Genomic DNA, 16,549 nt, shown 5'->3' with positions numbered 1-16,549 from the left:
CCGGGCAAGCCTGCCCGCTCAAGGACGCGTTATCTGCCAAAGGTCTGGTATCGATGCCCAAATCAGCAAACCGTTTTCCGCGCATGCCCCGAATTCATGCAGCGGACCCCCAGGAATCGGAGCAAACCTGGGAAAACGCCCCGCAACTGCTGGCGGCGCTCAACGGTGCGCGCCTGGGTGCCTGGTTCTGGGATGTCGAGACCGGGCAGATCAGCTGGTCACGCGGCACCCAGGCACTGTTCGGCTTCGATCCGCACCATCCACTGCCCAACGACCTGGACTACCTCGAACTGGTGCCCATGGAAGACCGTCCCCGTACCCTGCAGGCGTTTCATGCGGTGGTCAACGGCGAGCCGGTGGAGCAGGCCCTGCGCCATCGCATCCGTTGGCCCGATGGCAGCCTGCACTGGCTGGAAATCAACGGCAGTATGACCAAGGACCGCAGCGGACGGCGGCAAATGGTCGGGGTAATCCGCGAGATCACCCGTCAACGCGAACGGGAAGCGGCGCTGATCAACTCGGAAAAGCGCTTCGCCACCCTCTTCCACCTGAGCCCCAATGTCATCCTGCTGACCCGCCGTGCCGACGGCATGATCTACGAGGTCAACCAGCATTTTGAGAACATCCTCGGCTGGCCGGGCCACCAGATCATCCACAAGAGCACCCTGGAGCTGGGCCTGTGGGTCCATCCGCAGCAGCGCCACCAGGTACTGGCGGCGACCAGCGGCACCAGCGGCCCGGTGACCCTCGAAGTGCAGTTTCGCGGCAGCAACGGTGAAGTTCACGACGGCATTCTCTGCACCCAGAATATCGAGCTGGAAGGCACCGCCTACCTGCTCAGCACCTTTGTCGACACCAGCGAGCGCAAACGCGCCGAACAAGCACTCAAGGACAGCCAGGAACGCCTGGACCTGGCCCTGGACTCGGCGCAGCTGGGCACCTGGGACTGGCACATCCCCAGCGGCATGCTTTACGGCTCGGCGCGCGCGGCCCAGTTGCACGGCCTTGAACCGGCCCCCTTTCACGAATCCTTCGAGGCGTTTTTCGAAGGCGTGCCGGAACTGGAGCGCAGCACCATGCGCCAGGCTTATCGCAGCCTGCGTGAAGGCCCGGCCGGCAACTACCAGATCACCTACCGCATCCAGCTGGAAGATGGCACCTCGCGCTACATCGAAAGCCGTGCACGGCTGTACCGTGACGAACAGGGCAACCCGCTGCGCATGGCCGGCACCTTGCTGGACATCAGCGACCAGGTCGAACGCGAACAGCGCCTGACCAGCTCCGAAGAAAAGTTCGCCAGCCTGTTCCAGGCCAGCCCCGACCCGATCTGCGTCACTCGCCAGGACAGCGGCCAGTTCATCGAGATCAACCCGGCCTTTACCCAGGTGTTTGGCTGGAACGCCGAACAGGTACTGGGCAACACCGCCGAACAGATCGGCCTGTGGGCCGAGTCCGCCGAACGCGCCCGACGCATCGAACGGGTAATCCGTGACCAGGCCCTGAACAACGTCGCCGTGGTGGTCAACCACAAGGACGGCCAGCCGCTGACCTGCGTGATCTCCAGCCGCCTGATCAAGGTCGACAACCAGCCCTGCAGCGTCACCACCCTGCGCGACATCACCCAGCAGCAGCGCGCCGAAGCGGCGCTCAAGGCCAGCGAAGAAAAATTTGCCAAGGCGTTTCACTCCAGCCCCGATGCCATCACCATCACCGAGCGCGACAGCGGCCGCTACCTGGAGGTCAACGATGGCTTCTGCCGCCTGACCGGCTACAGCGCGGCCGAAGTGATCGGCCAGACCGTGCACGACATCGGCATCTGGGCCGACGACAAGCAGCGCGCGGCGCTGCTCAGCGAATTCCAGGAAAAAGGCCGCGTGCATCACCGGGAAATGCTCGGGCGCAACAAGCGCGGCGACATTCTTACCGTCGAGGTGTCGATCGAGCCGATCAACCTCAACGAAACCGAGTGCCTGCTGCTCACCGCCCGCGATGTCAGTCAGTTGAAGAACGCCCAGGCGCAAATCCGTCACCTGGCCTACCACGACCCGCTGACCAACCTGCCCAACCGCGCCCTGCTGATGGACCGCCTGAGCCAGCAGATCGCCCTGCTCAAGCGCCACAACCTGCGTGGCGCCTTGCTGTTTCTCGACCTCGATCACTTCAAGCACATCAACGACTCCCTCGGCCATCCGGTCGGCGATACGGTGCTCAAGATCATCACCGCGCGCCTGGAAGCCAGCGTGCGCCTGGAGGACACCGTCGCGCGCCTGGGCGGTGACGAATTCGTGGTCCTGCTCAGCGGCCTGGAAGGCAGCCGCGAGGAAGTCACGGAGAAAGTCCGCGAACTGGCCGACACCCTGCGCGAACTGCTGGCCGAGCCGATGTCGCTGGACGGCCAGCGCCTGCAGGTGACGCCGAGCATCGGCGTGGCGCTGATCCCCGACCATGGTTCGACCCCGGCCGACCTGCTCAAACGCGCCGACATCGCCCTGTACCGGGCCAAGGATTCCGGGCGCAACACCACGCAAATGTTCCACACCACCATGCAAAAGGCCGCCAGCGAGCGCCTGCGCATGGAAAACGACCTGCGCCTGGCCTTGGCCCGCGGCGAACTGGCCCTGCACTTCCAGCCCCAGGTCGATGCCCGCGACAACCGCATCGTCGGTGCCGAAGTGCTGTTGCGCTGGCACCACCCGCAACTGGGCCAGCAGCCGCCGGCGCAGTTCATCCAGGTGCTGGAAGAAAGCGGGCTGATACTGGAAGTTGGCAGCTGGATCCTCGACGAAGCCTGCGACGCCTGTGCCGGTATGCTGCGCGACGGCCTGATCGCTCCGGACGACTTCAGCCTGTGCGTGAACATCAGCCCGCGACAGTTCCGCCAGAACGACTTCGTCGAGCGGGTGATGCGCAGCCTCGACGACTTCCGCCTGCCGCACAGAATCCTCAAGCTGGAGATTACCGAAGGCATCGTCATTCAGAACCTGGAAGACACCATCAGCAAAATGCGCGAGCTCAAGGCCTTAGGCGTGAGCTTTGCCATGGATGACTTTGGTACTGGCTATTCCTCGCTGACCTACCTCAAACGCCTGCCGGTGGATGCCCTGAAGATCGACCAATCGTTCGTCCGCGACGCACCGCTGGACCCCAACGACGCCGAGATCGTCCGCGCCATCGTCGCCATGGCCCGCAGCCTGGACCTGGCGGTGATCGCCGAAGGGGTGGAGCTGTCGGAGCAGCTGGAGTTTCTCGAGCGGCTGGGGTGTCATTTGTACCAGGGGTACCTGCATAGCCGGCCGTTGCCGCTGGGGGAGTTTCGGGCAATGTTGCTTGAGGCGCCGGCCGATCATTGATCGACTGGTGCATCTGAGGGGGGGAACATGAATCCAGTAGGCTCAGCCAACTGGACGCTGCATTGGCTTCAGGCAAGCGGTGACCTGAGCAATTGGCAGTCAGCGATAACCGAACAGGCTGTAGAGGCCGAAAAGGCAATCGAACGTCTATTGCCCGCCCCTGCTCTGGACATTCTGGTTCAAGCTCTGCCGGGCCAGGTCATACCCGAAGTCGGTCTCATGGGATATGCCTTTCGCCACAACCTGTTTTCGCTGACGGTGGACCCGGAGAATTCCAATTTTGCTGCCAGCCTGAACAACGGCACATTGCTGCGCCAGATCATCCACGAAGCACATCATTGCCTGCGCATGGCCGGACCGGGATACGGTCACACCTTAGGTGAAGCGCTGGTAAGCGAGGGCCTGGCGGGGCGGTTTGTAAGCCACCTACTTGGCAGCGAGCCAGAGCCCTGGGAGCGCGCTATTGGTTTGCCGGCTCTGCTTGCAGCCCCTCCAGACAGCTGCCAGCTGGCGAGACGTGATTATGATCACTCTGCATGGTTCTTTGGCACTAACAGAGATTTCCCGCGTTGGCTGGGGTACAGCCTTGGGTACCAACTGGCTGATCATTGGCTTACGCAGTCACCTGCCGTAAGTGGTGAAGAATGGATTTCAGTTGCTGCGGATACTGTAATTGCCGCTGGCATTCGAGCAGGGTTGGTTATCAAACCGTAGGGTGCACGACTCAACGACTCGACTTGCCCCGCGATAGCGCCCTGCCTGCCAAATCGCATCGCGGGTCAAGCCCGCTCCCACAAGGGCAACACGAATTGTGCTCTTGATCTGCTTGTGATCTTGATCTACCGGCCCCGTTAACCAGAAGGGCCGAGTGGAGGTGTTGCGAAGGGGCTAGTGCGCAGCACCTTCGGCGTTAGCCGAAGTTGCGAAACGTAGAGTTGCTTGCAACTCGTAGTTCGCAATGCCCCGTAGCGACACCGGAGGGAGGGAACCCGAAGCGCAGCGTAGGGCCCCTGGTGGGGCAAGAATTTTTGCTTACTTTTTTTTCGACTGAAAAAAGTAAGCCGCCGCAAGGGCGGAAAGGTGACTCAGCACCACCAAAACAACCGGATCAACACCAAAATCTCAGAGCCAAAAAAAAAGGGTGCCCGAAGGCACCCTTTCCTAAACAAACAACAATCAATTCAGAGCAGGCTTGCCATCCCCATTGATCGGGATCCGCTTGGCCTTGGCCTCTTCCGGCACGATCCTCAGCAGATCGATGCTCAGCAGCCCGTTAGCCAGACCAGCCGCCTTGACCTCGATATGGTCAGCCAACCGGAACGACAACTTGAACGCCCGTTGGGCGATGCCCTGATGCAGATAGGTAACGCTTTCAGCGTTGCTGTCACGCTTGCCGCCAGTCACGGTCAAGACGCCTTTTTCCACTTGCAGGTCCAGATCCTGCTCCTGGAAACCTGCCGCAGCAACGACGATTCGATAGTGGTCATCGCCATGTTTTTCAACGTTGTAGGGAGGGTAGCTGCTACCCGCCTCATTACGCGCCGCAGATTCGAACAGGTCATTGAAACGGTCGAAACCCACGGAATGACGGAACAGTGGAGCCAGAGAAAAAGCAGTAGTCATGATGCATCTCCTGAAAATCAGCGAGGTTGTGTAGTAGCGCGACCCGACTTCGGCATCGCGTACTCCCTAGATAAGGACCCTCGCCTGCTTTTCAAGCAACCCTGCAAAAATTTTTTCAGGCCGCCTCGCAGACCGGCACACCGATCAACTGCCCGACCCGGTCACAGTCGGTCTCCCGGCGCAATTCCGTGAACAGCGCCACCGCCTCGGGGTAGGTGCGGGTCAACATCGCCACCCACTGCTTCAAGCGCCCCGGTGCCTGGCGCGGCGTCATCTGCGCCCGGGCCTGGCCCCAGAAGTCCCGGATCAGCGGCAGCAAGCTGTGCCAGTCCATGGGCACGAACTCGACACCATCACGTTCGGCGGCGATCTGCCGGGCAAGGTCCGGGCGCGAAACCAGGCCACGGCCCAGCATGATGTCTTCAACACCGCTGACTTCTCGGCAACGCCGCCAGTCTTCCAGGGTCCAGACCTCGCCGTTGGCATACACCGGCACCTTGACCACGTCCTGCACCCGCGCCACCCACTCCCAATGGGCAGGCGGCTTGTAGCCGTCGACCTTGGTTCGCGCATGCACCACCAATTGCTCGGCGCCGCCTTCGGCCAGGGCCCGGGCACAGTCCAGGGCGCCGTCGGGGCTGTCGAAGCCCAGGCGCATCTTGGCCGTGACCGGAATATGCGCAGGGACCGCGCGACGCACTTCTCGCAAGATGGCATGCAGCAGCTCTGGTTCCTTGAGCAACACCGCACCACCACGCGACTTGTTCACGGTCTTGGCCGGACAGCCGAAGTTGAGGTCGATCACCGGCGCGCCCAGTTCACAGGCCAGCACCGCGTTTTCGGCCAGGCACACCGGGTCGGAGCCCAGCAATTGCACGCGCAACGGCACCCCGGCAGCGGTCTGCGCACCCTGGCTCAGCTCCGGCGCGAGCTTTTCGAAGGTGGCCGCCGGCAACAAGCGGTCGCAGACCCGAATGAACTCGGTGACACACCAGTCGATGCCGCCCACCTGGGTCAGTACGTCGCGAAGAATGTCGTCGACCAGCCCCTCCATCGGGGCCAGGGCAATTTGCATGGGTTGCATCTCGGCTGGAAAAGGCCGGCAGTCTAGCAAAATCCGCGGCCTACAGCGCTCCGGCCATCAGCGCCGGGCCATAGCCGTCAATGAACTCGGCCGGCATGCGCTTGGGCCGCCCCGTGGATAACTCGATGCAGACGAAGGTGGTCTGCGCGCGCAGCAAGGTGGTGCCGTCGCTGGGACGAACCAGCTGGAAGCGCCGGGTCATTTTCAGCCGTTGGCCCCAGTCGACAATCCAGGTTGCCAGTTGCAACTCGTCGTCTTCATAGGCGGCGGCAAGGTAGTCGATTTCGTGGCGGACCACGGCCATGGCCCGGTCCAGGCGCCGGTACTCGGCCAGGTCCAGCCCCAGGCGCTGGGAGTGGCGCCAGGCGCAACGCTCAAGCCAGGTGACATAGACTGCGTTGTTGGCGTGGCCGAGGCCGTCGATGTCGTCGGCAGCGACCCGCAGGTCGATGATGAACGGTGTTGCCAGATCCCAACTCATGCCCGCTCCAGGTCCGTGGTGAACGGGCAGAGTGTACCGGATGCTCAGGCCGATTGCCGCGCCGGTGAACTGCTGCGCTGCAGCAACGCCAGCACCCCCTCGACCAGTTGCGGGTCAGCCAGCACGCGCTGATGGCCGCCGTCAGGCAGGCGCAGCAGGCGGCTGTCGAACCAGGCCCGGTGAATGGCGTCGGACTCCTTGACCGGTACCAGCGGGTCATCCTCGGCATGCACGATCAAGCCAGGCAGTTCCAGCTGGTAGCCACTGACATCCAGGCGGGCAATCTGCACACCGACATCGCGCTCGATCTGGCGGATAAACGCCGCCCGCGCCCGTGCCGGCATGCCCAGGCGCCGCGCAAAGCCACGGACTACGCCAAGCAACTGGGCTGGCGCGGCGATGCTCACCGCCACTTCGGCGCGCAGGCCCCACTGCAGGGCCAGGAGCATGCTGGCACCGCCCATGGAGTGGCCGATCACCGCCTGCAGCGGCGGCAGTTCGGCGGCGGCCTCAAGCAAGGCCCGGGCAAACAGCACCACATTGGCTTCGCTACCCGGCGAACGGCCATGCGCCGGGCCTTCCAGCGCCACGGCGGTGTAGCCAGCCTCGACCAGGGTGTCGATCAAGCGTGCGAACTGGGTTGGGCGCCCTTCCCAACCGTGCATCAACAGCACCGTCGGGCCCTGGCCCCAGCGCAGCGCAGAAAGCCCGAAGCGCAAGGTGATGCGCTCGGCACGGGCCAGCAGTGGCAGCTCCCATTCCCGTGGCGGCAGGTTGCGCGGGGTCATGAAGGCCCGGCGCATCTTGCGCGCGACATGCTCCGGCGCAATATGCCCAAGGGTGCCGTTGACGCTACGAATCCAGCTCAAGGTATTCATCGCTTTGCTCCGGTGGATAGCGCGTGGTTCAGACAACCGCCGACTTGGCGGCACGCAGGATGCGGTCAGACAGCTCGCCAGTGCCCAAAGCGCGGGCCAGGGCCAGGCCACCGATCATCAGGGCCATGTCGGCCAGGACCTTGTCAGCCTCCTCAGGGCTGTCGGCAAGATTGGCCATCATCAATTCGATGTGCTCGGCCAGCACCGCCCGGAAGGCCTCCGGCAGGCGCGCCATTTCGCCCAGCGAGGTGGGCAGCGGGCAGGCGCGCTCGGTGGCGTCGCGGTGCTTGCGAGAAAGATAAAAGGCGGCGACCAGGGCACGGCGCTCCTCGCCACTCATGTTCGGGTCGACTTCGGCGAGCAGCGCCCGACGCTCGCCGAGCAACTGGCGAAAGGCTTCGAGCATCAGCGCGTCCTTGCTGTCGAAATGGGCGTAAAAGCCCCCGACAGTCAGGCCGGCAGCACCCATTACCTGATTGACGCTGGGCTCGGCCGGGCCGTGCTGAATCAGCGCACTGCAGGCTGCATCGAGAATCCGTTCGCGGGTTTTCGCCTTTTTGTCGTTCATGCTCGCCTCCAAAATATTATGGTTAGAATATTATTCTCATAATATTTTTTGGCAAGCAGAAAGTGCTGCCGCTTGTCGCGTCAGGCAAGAGAGGCTTGGGGGGAAGTTTTTTCGAGGCAAAAACAAAAGGCTCATTCAATAATCGAATGAGCCTTGAAATCCCACAAAGTGGGTAAAATGGCGTCCCCTAGGGGACTCGAACCCCTGTTACCGCCGTGAAAGGGCGGTGTCCTAGGCCACTAGACGAAGGGGACTTGTAACCTTCGTGCAGATCCGTTTTCACGAATCCTGGCAAAATTGGTGGAGCTAAGCGGGATCGAACCGCTGACCTCCTGCATGCCATGCAGGCGCTCTCCCAGCTGAGCTATAGCCCCAGATTTTTAGCCTCGCGGCCCAGCAACCTCTTTCGACGTTGCTTGTGTGAAACTGGCGTCCCCTAGGGGACTCGAACCCCTGTTACCGCCGTGAAAGGGCGGTGTCCTAGGCCACTAGACGAAGGGGACGAACCTTCTTACCTTACCAACCTGGTCGCTGGAACCCGGTTGATTTCGCAGCCAGTCTAGCTGACTACGAATCGGAATTTGGTGGAGCTAAGCGGGATCGAACCGCTGACCTCCTGCATGCCATGCAGGCGCTCTCCCAGCTGAGCTATAGCCCCACAATGTCGCTTTGAACTTGAATCGCTTGGCTGGGTGCTTCGCGCTTCGTTTTCGTTCATCGCTGTGGACGGGGCGCATATTAAGATCGGATGGCGAACCTGTCAAATATATTTTCAACAAAATTCAAAAAAAATTTCCGAGATAACAAACACTTACCGCCCGGCCGGATGAAACACCCCGGTTTTACAGGGGTTTGCGGGCCTCTTCGCGGGGCAAGCTCACTCCTGCTGAACAGGTAGGAGCGGGTTTGCCCCGCGAAGTTTTACCAAGGTCAGGCAATCAGGCGATGGTGCCCAAGAGCTTTTCCCACTCCTTGTTTTCTTTCTTCGACACACCACCGAGCAGGTCCAGGGCCTGGCGCAGGCGGTAGCGGGTCAGGTCCGGGCCAAGGATTTCCATGGCATCGAGCACCGAGACCGAGCTGGCCTGGCCGGTAATCGCAGCAAACATCAGCGGCATGGCATCACGCAACTTCAGTTCCAGGGCGTCGACCACCGCCTGGATGCAACCGGTGATGCGGTCTTTTTCCCACTGACGCAGGCTTTCGAGCTTCCACAGGATCAGCTGGATGACCTGGCGTACCTGGTCGGCCGAAAGTTTCTTGCTCTCGAACAGCTTGGCATCGAGCTTGAGGCCACCCTCAAAGAAGAAGCCCCCCAACGGCACGACCTGGCTGAAGGTCTCTACCCTGCCCTGCACATGCGGCGCGATCTGCATCATGTAGTCGCTGTTGAATGCCCACTTCTGCAGGCGCGCGGCGAACTCTTCCACCGGCAGGTCACGCAGCCACTGGCCGTTGAGCCACGACAGCTTCTCGATATCGAAAATCGGCCCGCCGAGGGAGACGCGCGACAGGTCGAAGTGCTCGACCATCTCGGCCAGGGAGAACTTCTCGCGCTCGTCCGGCATCGACCAGCCCATGCGGCCCAGGTAGTTGAGCATGGCTTCCGGCATGAAGCCCATGCGCTCGTAGAAGGTCACCGAGGTCGGGTTCTTGCGCTTGGACAGCTTGCTCTTGTCCGGGTTACGCAGCAGCGGCATGTAGCACAGGGTCGGTTGTTCCCAGCCGAAGTACTCGTACAGCTTGATCAGCTTGGGCGCCGACGGCAGCCACTCTTCGCCGCGCAGCACGTGGGTGATGCCCATCAGGTGGTCATCAACGACGTTGGCCAGGAAGTAGGTTGGCAGGCCGTCGGTTTTCATCAGTACCTGCATGTCCATGCGATCCCACGGGATCTCGACGTCGCCACGGAGCATGTCCGGGACCACGCAGACGCCTTCGCTCGGCACTTTCATGCGGATCACGTGCGGCTCGCCAGCGGCCAGGCGGCGCTGCACTTCTTCTGCCGACAGCAGCAAGGCGCGGCCGTCGTAGCGCGGGGTTTCGCCGCGGGCCATCTGCTCGGCGCGCATCTGGTCGAGCTCTTCGGCGGTGCAGAAGCACGGGAAGGCGTGACCAAGGTCAACCAGCTGCTGGGCATACTGCTTGTAGATATCGCCGCGCTCGCTCTGCCGGTAAGGGCCGTGCGGGCCGCCGACGTCCGGACCTTCGCTCCACTCGATGCCGAGCCAGCGCAGGGCGTCGAAGATCTGCTGTTCCGACTCGCGGGTCGAACGCAACTGGTCGGTATCTTCGATACGCAGGATGAACTCGCCGCCGTGCTGCTTGGCAAAGCAGTAGTTGAACAGGGCAATGTAAGCAGTGCCGACGTGGGGATCGCCAGTAGGCGATGGCGCGATACGCGTGCGAACGGTGGTCATGGACAGTCTCGAACTAGAGATGAAACAAAGGCGGGATGTTAACAGGGAGCGGGCATCGGGCTCCAGCAATGGGCGCGATCGTCGCCCTCACGCCGTGATCATGCGCTCGCGCAACGCGGTAATTTCGTCGCGCAGTTGCGCCGCCGCCTCGAACTCCAGGTCGCGCGCCAGCTGGTACATCTTCTCTTCCAGCTGCTTGATGCGCTTGGCGATCTCGCCCGGTGAGCGCAGCTCGGCTTCGTAACGGGCGCTCTCCTCTGCCGCCTTGGCCATGCCCTTGCGCTTCTTGCTGCGCGAGCCGGGCACGTTGGCGCCTTCCATGATGTCGGTGATGTCCTTGACCACGCCCTTGGGCACGATGCCATTGGCGGCGTTGAAGGCAATCTGCTTGTCGCGGCGCCGCTCGGTCTCGCCAATCGCCCGCTGCATGGAGCCGGTCATGTTGTCGGCATAGAGGATCGCGCGACCATTGAGGTTACGCGCGGCGCGGCCGATGGTCTGGATCAGCGAACGCTCGGAACGCAGGAAGCCTTCCTTGTCGGCATCGAGGATCGCCACCAGCGACACCTCGGGCATGTCCAGGCCTTCACGCAGCAGGTTGATGCCCACCAGCACATCGAAGGTGCCCAGGCGCAGGTCGCGGATGATCTCGACCCGCTCGACGGTGTCGATGTCCGAGTGCAGGTAGCGCACGCGCACGTCGTGATCGGCCAGGTAGTCGGTGAGGTCTTCGGCCATGCGCTTGGTCAGGGTGGTCACCAGCACCCGCTCTCCCACCGCCACGCGCTTGCGAATCTCCGAGAGCAGATCGTCGACCTGGGTGGTGGCCGGGCGCACTTCGACCTGCGGGTCGACCAGGCCGGTCGGGCGTACTACCTGCTCAACCACGCGGCCGGCATGTTCGGCTTCGTAGTTGCCCGGGGTCGCCGAGACGAAGATGGTTTGCGGGCTGACGTTTTCCCACTCGTCAAAACGCATCGGCCGGTTGTCCAGCGCCGAGGGCAGGCGAAAACCGTACTCGACCAAGGTTTCCTTGCGCGAGCGGTCGCCCTTGTACATAGCCCCGACTTGCGGAACGCTGACGTGGGATTCGTCGATCACCAGCAGGGCGTCGTCCGGCAGGTAGTCGTAAAGGGTCGGTGGCGGCGCCCCGGCCGGACGCCCGGACAGGTAACGCGAGTAGTTTTCGATGCCGTTGCAGTACCCCAGTTCGAGGATCATCTCCAGGTCGAAGCGGGTGCGTTGCTCCAGGCGCTGGGCTTCGACCAGCTTGTTGGCCTTGTGCAGATACTCAAGGCGCTGGGCCAGTTCTTCCTTGATGCCGTCCACCGCCTCCAGCAGCGTCTCGCGCGGGGTCACGTAGTGGCTCTTGGGGTAGAAGGTGAAGCGCGGCAGCTTGCGGATCACCTCGCCGGTCAGCGGATCGAAGGCGGCGATGTTTTCCACCTCGTCGTCGAACAGCTCGATGCGGATGGCTTCCAGGTCCGATTCGGCCGGGAAGATGTCGATCACATCACCGCGCACGCGGAAAGTGGCGCGGGCAAAGTCCATCTCGTTGCGGGTGTACTGCAGGTCGGCCAGACGGCGCAGCAGCGCGCGCTGGTCGAGCTTGTCGCCGCGGTCCACGTGCAGGACCATCTTCAGGTAGGTTTCCGGGCTGCCCAGGCCATAGATGCAGGAAACGGTGGTGACGATGATCGCATCGCGCCGCTCCAGCAGCGCCTTGGTCGCCGACAGGCGCATCTGCTCGATATGGTCGTTGATCGAGGCGTCCTTCTCGATGAAGGTATCGGAGGACGGCACGTAGGCTTCGGGCTGGTAGTAGTCGTAATAGGAAACGAAATACTCCACGGCGTTGTTCGGGAAGAACGCCTTGAACTCGCCGTACAGCTGCGCTGCCAGGGTCTTGTTCGGCGCAAGCACCAGGGTCGGGCGCTGCACCTGGGCGATCACGTTGGCAATGCTGAAGGTCTTGCCCGAGCCGGTCACCCCGAGCAGGGTCTGGTGCGCAAGGCCCGCCTCGATTCCTTCGACCATCAGGCGAATGGCCTCGGGCTGATCGCCGGCCGGCTGGAAACGGGTGACGAGCTGGAACTCGGACATGACAAACCTCTGTGTGATCGCGATGGTTTCATCGCTGGCGCGGGCAACTGTATTTATAGACAGTAGTTATACCGAATTCAGGGCCCCGAGCGCCAGTTTCAACTCAGTGTTGCGGGCATTTCTGACGATGGACCGGTGAAATCGACTAACGGTCGAAAAATATTCGGCCAAACAGCAGGAAAAGCTGCGACAGACTGTCGCCGTGACCAGCCGGTATCACTATACTGACTCCCCGTTTGTGCACCGCTCTAGTGCAAGCGACTGGAGCGTGCGATCTCTTCCACTCTCCATTCAGAGCCAAGGTAATAATGAGCCTGTTTTCCGCTGTCGAGCTGGCACCACGCGACCCCATTCTGGGCCTCAACGAAGCTTTCAACGCCGATACCCGTAGCAACAAGGTCAACCTGGGTGTGGGTGTTTACTGCAACGAAGAAGGGCGTATCCCACTGCTGCGCGCAGTGATCGAAGCCGAAACCCAGCGCGCTGCCCAGCACGCTTCCCGCGGTTACCTGCCGATCGACGGTATCGTCGCTTACGACCAGGCCGTGCAGAAGCTGCTGTTCGGTGCCGAGTCGCCGCTGCTGAGCGCCGGTCGGGTGATCACCACCCAGGCCGTCGGCGGTACCGGCGCCCTGAAGATCGGTGCCGACTTCCTCAAGCAGCTGTCGCCGAACGCCGTCGTCGCCATCAGCGACCCGAGCTGGGAAAACCACCGCGCGCTGTTTGAAACCGCCGGTTTCCCGGTGCAGAACTACCGCTACTACGACGCCGCCACCCATGACGTCAACCGCAGCGGCATGCTCGAAGACCTCAACGCCCTGCCATCCGGCTCGATCATTGTGCTGCACGCCTGCTGCCACAACCCGACCGGTGTCGACCTGACCCCAGAAGACTGGAAAAACGTCCTCGAAGTGGTCAAGGCCAAAGGCCACGTGCCGTTCCTCGACATGGCCTACCAGGGCTTTGGCGCCGGTATCACTGAAGACGCCGCCGCCGTACGCCTGTTCGCCGAGTCGGGCCTGAACTTCTTCGTGTCCAGCTCGTTCTCCAAGTCCTTCTCGCTGTACGGCGAACGCGTTGGCGCACTGTCGATCGTCACCGAGTCCAAGGAAGAGGCCACTCGCGTGCTGTCGCAGGTCAAGCGCGTGATCCGCACCAACTATTCCAACCCGCCAACCCACGGCGCCACCATCGTCGCTACCGTGCTCAACAGCCCGGAGCTGCGCACGATGTGGGAAGACGAGCTGGCCGAGATGCGCCAGCGCATCCACGGCATGCGCCAGCAGATGGTCGAGCTGCTGGCCCAGTACGGCGCCCAGCAGGACTTCAGCTTCGTCGGTCGCCAGTGCGGCATGTTCTCCTACTCGGGCCTCACCGTTGAGCAGGTGGCCCGCCTGAAGAACGAGTTCGGTATCTATGCACTGGATACCGGCCGCATCTGCGTCGCCTCGCTCAACCAAAGCAACATCCATGTGGTGACCAAGGCGATCGTCGAGGTCCTGTAAATTACTCAATTGCATAGGGGAGGCTTGACTTCCCCTTAGCAATCAGTAAGATACGCCACAGATTCCGCGATAGCTCAGTCGGTAGAGCAAATGACTGTTAATCATTGGGTCCCAGGTTCGAGTCCTGGTCGCGGAGCCAAACACCTGAAAAACCTCCAGTTGCCCTGAGCACTGGAGGTTTTTTCGTTTCCGAGCGAACAAAAGTTGCGCCACAGGCAATACGCGGAGGCTAATCGGCCCGGCCGATGGGGTAGAAGCTGCCGCCACTCCAGACGCCCAGCCATTGCTGGCCATCGATCTGCCGCGGCACCGCCAGCTCGACCAACTGGTAGAAGACGTTGCGATGGATCAGCGCTTCGAGGTTGCTGCGCATGTGCACATACGGCGAAGGCTCCTGGGTTTGCGCATCGATTTCAAAGCTCAGCGGATGCTCGGGGCCGGCCTCGACCTGATCGTCGACATTGCTGGTAAAGCGCAGCAGCTGCTGCTCACCCTCGCCCTGCACTTCAAGACTGACAGCGACAAAGGGCGCGTCATCAACCTTGATGCCGACCTTCTCCACCGGCGTCACCAGGAAGTAGTCGTCACCGTCGCGGCGAATGATGGTCGAGAACAGGCGCACCATCGGTTTTCGCCCGATTGGCGTCCCCTGGTAATACCAGGTGCCGTCGCGGGCGATGCGCATGTCGATGTCGCCGCAAAAATCCGGGTTCCACAGATGCACGGGCGGCAGGCCTTTTTCTGCCTTGGGAATCTGCGCCAGCAGATCACTGGCCTTGCCGGTATCTTGCATCACCCTCTCCTCAACGACTCATGCCTAACAGGCTGCGAGCGTAATCCTCAAGCGGGGACCTGAGCAAATCTTCCGGCTTGTTGTCATGGAACGTCAGCAAACCGCCGCGGCTTTTGATCTGCGCGGTGTCGATCAGGTAACGGGTGCTGGTTTCGATCAGCATCAGTTGCACCACCCCGGTATCGATGCCCAGGCGGTCAACCGCCTGTTCGTCGTACCACTCATCGCCATTGCCGATGCGATCATCGGTGCGGGCAAAGCGGGTGTACAGCAGGTAATGGGCGCCGACTTCACGCGCCTCGATCAGCGCTTGCTCCAGGCCCAACGGCGCCGGGGCGCGGCGAACCAGGGGGAAGTACTCGATAAAACCCTTGAAGGCCTCTTCGGCCACCACGTTAGGGCGCGGATACGGGCCCTTGCCCGGCGGCACGAAGGCACCCTGGCCAATGTAAATGAATGAATCAGGCTGCAGGCGCACCGACAGCGAACGACGGGTGTCGCTGTGATCGAGCAGACCGGCATCGCTCATGTGATACCGGGCGCCCTCGCCCATATCGCTGACATTCATGCAGCCGCCCAGCGCCGTCAGCGCCAGCAGCAAAACCAGGCTACGCATCTATCCTCCAGTGGCCGGTGACGGAAAACCGGCGAACGGCTGGCAGATGCAGCTTTTGCGCCAGTCTTAGCCGCCAATGATCTTCATCACCGTCGCGCCGCCGGAAAACGCCACCGACTGCTTGTCGCCAAGGGCTTTGACCAGCAAGCCCTGCAGCGCCGGCAAAGCCTGATGGCGCGGCTTGTCGAGCAGATCGCCGATATAGTGACGGTTACTCGACGACAGGCAACCGTGCAGCCACCCGGTGGACGACAGGCGCAAGCGCGAGCAGGTGCGGCAGAACGGTACGCTCTCGTTGGCGATAATGCCGAAGTAACCCTGCCCCGGGACCTGATAGCGCAAGGCGGTGGCATCCACCGGCGCATTGGCCTGCAGGTACTCGTACCGCCCGCCAATCAATTGCAACAGGTGCTCGAGGCTGACGAACTGCTGCAAAAAGGCATTGCTGTCGCGAGCCAGGTGACCCATGCGCATCAGCTCGATGAAGCGCAACTCGTAGCCGTGGGCCAGACAATACTCCAGCAGCGGCAGGACCTGGTCGAAATTCTGCCCACGCAGCGGCACCATGTTGACCTTGATCTTCATGCCCGCGGCGCTGGCCTGGCTCATGCCGTCCAGCACGGTGGCCAGGTCGCCGCCACGGGCAATGCGCCGGAAGGCGTCCGGGTCAAGAGTATCGAGGGAAACGTTAAGACGACGGATACCCGCCGCGTGCAGCAAGGGCAGCTTGCGCGCCAGCAACTGACCATTGGTGGTCAGGCTGATTTCATCCAGGCCGAGGGTGGCGATTGAAGCGAGGAAGGTTTCAAGCTTGGGGCTGACCAGCGGCTCGCCGCCAGTGACGCGCACCCGCTCGATGCCGGCAGCCTCCACCAGGTAAGCCACGCCACGGGCCATGGCCTCGGCCGAGAGCTCGTCCTGGGCCGCGACCAGACGCTTGCCGTCCGGCACACAATAGGTACAGGCGTAGTTGCAGGCAGCCGTCAGGCTGACACGCAAATTGCGAAAACGCCTGCCTTGGCGGTCGACGATCATGGGTGACTCCGGCATGGGTGAATCGGGCCTGCAAAACCTGACTCAAAAATCAGGTTTTTGCAAGCCTCATACCTGAGTATATTCCTCGCCACC

The 16,549-nt window shown here is 62.1% G+C and carries 13 protein-coding genes and 5 tRNA genes; 4 read left to right on the top strand and 14 right to left on the bottom strand.

The genetic code is table 11. The annotated features are described in order from the left end of the window. The first annotated feature begins 53 nt into the window (after window positions 1-53). Window positions 54-3,350 (top strand): EAL domain-containing protein, encoded by a 3,297-nt coding sequence (locus NLX68_RS25440; RefSeq protein WP_254286331.1) that lies wholly within the window; start codon window positions 54-56, stop codon window positions 3,348-3,350. A gap of 27 nt (window positions 3,351-3,377) precedes the next feature. Next, window positions 3,378-4,064: a DUF2268 domain-containing putative Zn-dependent protease gene (locus tag NLX68_RS25435; protein WP_254286330.1), complete on the top strand. Its 687-nt coding sequence runs from the start codon at window positions 3,378-3,380 to the stop codon at window positions 4,062-4,064. A gap of 462 nt (window positions 4,065-4,526) precedes the next feature. Here NLX68_RS25435 and NLX68_RS25430 read toward each other — a convergent pair whose 3' ends face one another. From NLX68_RS25430 to uvrB, 11 genes are all read right to left on the bottom strand, one after another. Further along, complete coding sequence (locus NLX68_RS25430; protein ID WP_010223248.1) at window positions 4,527-4,973, bottom strand: Hsp20 family protein; 447 nt, start codon at window positions 4,971-4,973, stop codon at window positions 4,527-4,529. Between the two features lie 115 nt (window positions 4,974-5,088). Beyond that, window positions 5,089-6,048: a tRNA-dihydrouridine synthase gene (locus tag NLX68_RS25425; protein WP_100782041.1), complete on the bottom strand. Its 960-nt coding sequence runs from the start codon at window positions 6,046-6,048 to the stop codon at window positions 5,089-5,091. A gap of 49 nt (window positions 6,049-6,097) precedes the next feature. Beyond that, window positions 6,098-6,538, bottom strand: a complete 441-nt coding sequence (locus NLX68_RS25420) for a thioesterase family protein (RefSeq protein ID WP_254286329.1) — start codon at window positions 6,536-6,538, stop codon at window positions 6,098-6,100. A 44-nt stretch (window positions 6,539-6,582) separates the two neighbouring features. Then, a complete protein-coding gene (locus NLX68_RS25415) occupies window positions 6,583-7,416 on the bottom strand; it encodes an alpha/beta fold hydrolase (RefSeq protein ID WP_254286328.1) in 834 nt (277 codons plus the stop codon). Between the two features lie 28 nt (window positions 7,417-7,444). Further along, window positions 7,445-7,984: a TetR/AcrR family transcriptional regulator gene (locus tag NLX68_RS25410; protein WP_213569945.1), complete on the bottom strand. Its 540-nt coding sequence runs from the start codon at window positions 7,982-7,984 to the stop codon at window positions 7,445-7,447. 178 nt (window positions 7,985-8,162) lie between these two features. Beyond that, window positions 8,163-8,238: transfer RNA gene (locus tag NLX68_RS25405), tRNA-Glu, on the bottom strand. Between the two features lie 44 nt (window positions 8,239-8,282). Further along, window positions 8,283-8,358 (bottom strand) — tRNA-Ala (locus NLX68_RS25400). Window positions 8,359-8,411: 53 nt separating this feature from the next. Beyond that, a tRNA-Glu gene (locus NLX68_RS25395) sits at window positions 8,412-8,487 on the bottom strand. A 79-nt stretch (window positions 8,488-8,566) separates the two neighbouring features. Further along, window positions 8,567-8,642 (bottom strand) — tRNA-Ala (locus tag NLX68_RS25390). A 280-nt stretch (window positions 8,643-8,922) separates the two neighbouring features. Then, complete coding sequence (gene gltX, locus NLX68_RS25385) at window positions 8,923-10,404, bottom strand: glutamate--tRNA ligase (RefSeq protein WP_254286327.1); 1,482 nt, start codon at window positions 10,402-10,404, stop codon at window positions 8,923-8,925. A gap of 87 nt (window positions 10,405-10,491) precedes the next feature. Next, the gene (uvrB, locus tag NLX68_RS25380; RefSeq protein WP_254286326.1) at window positions 10,492-12,507 is read right to left on the bottom strand and encodes an excinuclease ABC subunit UvrB; all 2,016 of its coding nucleotides are present in this window, start codon (window positions 12,505-12,507) and stop codon (window positions 10,492-10,494) included. Between the two features lie 308 nt (window positions 12,508-12,815). On the opposite strand from uvrB, the gene NLX68_RS25375 reads away from it, so the two are divergent. Continuing rightward, window positions 12,816-14,012: an amino acid aminotransferase gene (locus NLX68_RS25375; RefSeq protein ID WP_254286325.1), complete on the top strand. Its 1,197-nt coding sequence runs from the start codon at window positions 12,816-12,818 to the stop codon at window positions 14,010-14,012. A 63-nt stretch (window positions 14,013-14,075) separates the two neighbouring features. Further along, window positions 14,076-14,151: transfer RNA gene (locus NLX68_RS25370), tRNA-Asn, on the top strand. Window positions 14,152-14,241: 90 nt separating this feature from the next. Here the strand turns inward: NLX68_RS25370 and NLX68_RS25365 are convergent. From NLX68_RS25365 to NLX68_RS25355, 3 genes are all read right to left on the bottom strand, one after another. After that, window positions 14,242-14,805 (bottom strand): DUF1285 domain-containing protein, encoded by a 564-nt coding sequence (locus tag NLX68_RS25365; RefSeq protein ID WP_254286324.1) that lies wholly within the window; start codon window positions 14,803-14,805, stop codon window positions 14,242-14,244. Between the two features lie 10 nt (window positions 14,806-14,815). After that, window positions 14,816-15,421 (bottom strand): DUF4823 domain-containing protein, encoded by a 606-nt coding sequence (locus NLX68_RS25360; RefSeq protein WP_036996478.1) that lies wholly within the window; start codon window positions 15,419-15,421, stop codon window positions 14,816-14,818. 66 nt (window positions 15,422-15,487) lie between these two features. Beyond that, window positions 15,488-16,456 (bottom strand): GTP 3',8-cyclase MoaA, encoded by a 969-nt coding sequence (locus NLX68_RS25355; protein ID WP_254286323.1) that lies wholly within the window; start codon window positions 16,454-16,456, stop codon window positions 15,488-15,490. Window positions 16,457-16,549 lie beyond the last annotated feature (93 nt).

The sequence above is a fragment of the Pseudomonas sp. SBB6 genome, from assembly GCF_024213215.1.
Classification (GTDB): Bacteria; Pseudomonadota; Gammaproteobacteria; order Pseudomonadales; family Pseudomonadaceae; genus Aquipseudomonas; species Aquipseudomonas donghuensis.
Note: the sequence above shows the minus strand (reverse complement) of the source record. Positions and strands in the feature narration are given on the sequence as shown.

Excerpts from the sequence above, each read along its gene's own strand:
- NLX68_RS25365 (WP_254286324.1), bottom strand. The coding sequence starts at position 14,805 with ATGCAAGATACCGGCAAGGCCAGTGATCTGCTGGCGCAGATTCCCAAG.
- gltX (WP_254286327.1), bottom strand. The coding sequence starts at position 10,404 with ATGACCACCGTTCGCACGCGTATCGCGCCATCGCCTACTGGCGATCCC.
- NLX68_RS25440 (WP_254286331.1), top strand. The coding sequence starts at position 54 with ATGCCCAAATCAGCAAACCGTTTTCCGCGCATGCCCCGAATTCATGCA.
- NLX68_RS25425 (WP_100782041.1), bottom strand. The coding sequence starts at position 6,048 with ATGCAAATTGCCCTGGCCCCGATGGAGGGGCTGGTCGACGACATTCTT.
- uvrB (WP_254286326.1), bottom strand. The coding sequence starts at position 12,507 with ATGTCCGAGTTCCAGCTCGTCACCCGTTTCCAGCCGGCCGGCGATCAG.
- NLX68_RS25355 (WP_254286323.1), bottom strand. The coding sequence starts at position 16,456 with ATGATCGTCGACCGCCAAGGCAGGCGTTTTCGCAATTTGCGTGTCAGC.
- NLX68_RS25415 (WP_254286328.1), bottom strand. The coding sequence starts at position 7,416 with ATGAATACCTTGAGCTGGATTCGTAGCGTCAACGGCACCCTTGGGCAT.
- NLX68_RS25375 (WP_254286325.1), top strand. The coding sequence starts at position 12,816 with ATGAGCCTGTTTTCCGCTGTCGAGCTGGCACCACGCGACCCCATTCTG.
- NLX68_RS25420 (WP_254286329.1), bottom strand. The coding sequence starts at position 6,538 with ATGAGTTGGGATCTGGCAACACCGTTCATCATCGACCTGCGGGTCGCT.
- NLX68_RS25410 (WP_213569945.1), bottom strand. The coding sequence starts at position 7,984 with ATGAACGACAAAAAGGCGAAAACCCGCGAACGGATTCTCGATGCAGCC.
- NLX68_RS25435 (WP_254286330.1), top strand. The coding sequence starts at position 3,378 with ATGAATCCAGTAGGCTCAGCCAACTGGACGCTGCATTGGCTTCAGGCA.
- NLX68_RS25430 (WP_010223248.1), bottom strand. The coding sequence starts at position 4,973 with ATGACTACTGCTTTTTCTCTGGCTCCACTGTTCCGTCATTCCGTGGGT.
- NLX68_RS25360 (WP_036996478.1), bottom strand. The coding sequence starts at position 15,421 with ATGCGTAGCCTGGTTTTGCTGCTGGCGCTGACGGCGCTGGGCGGCTGC.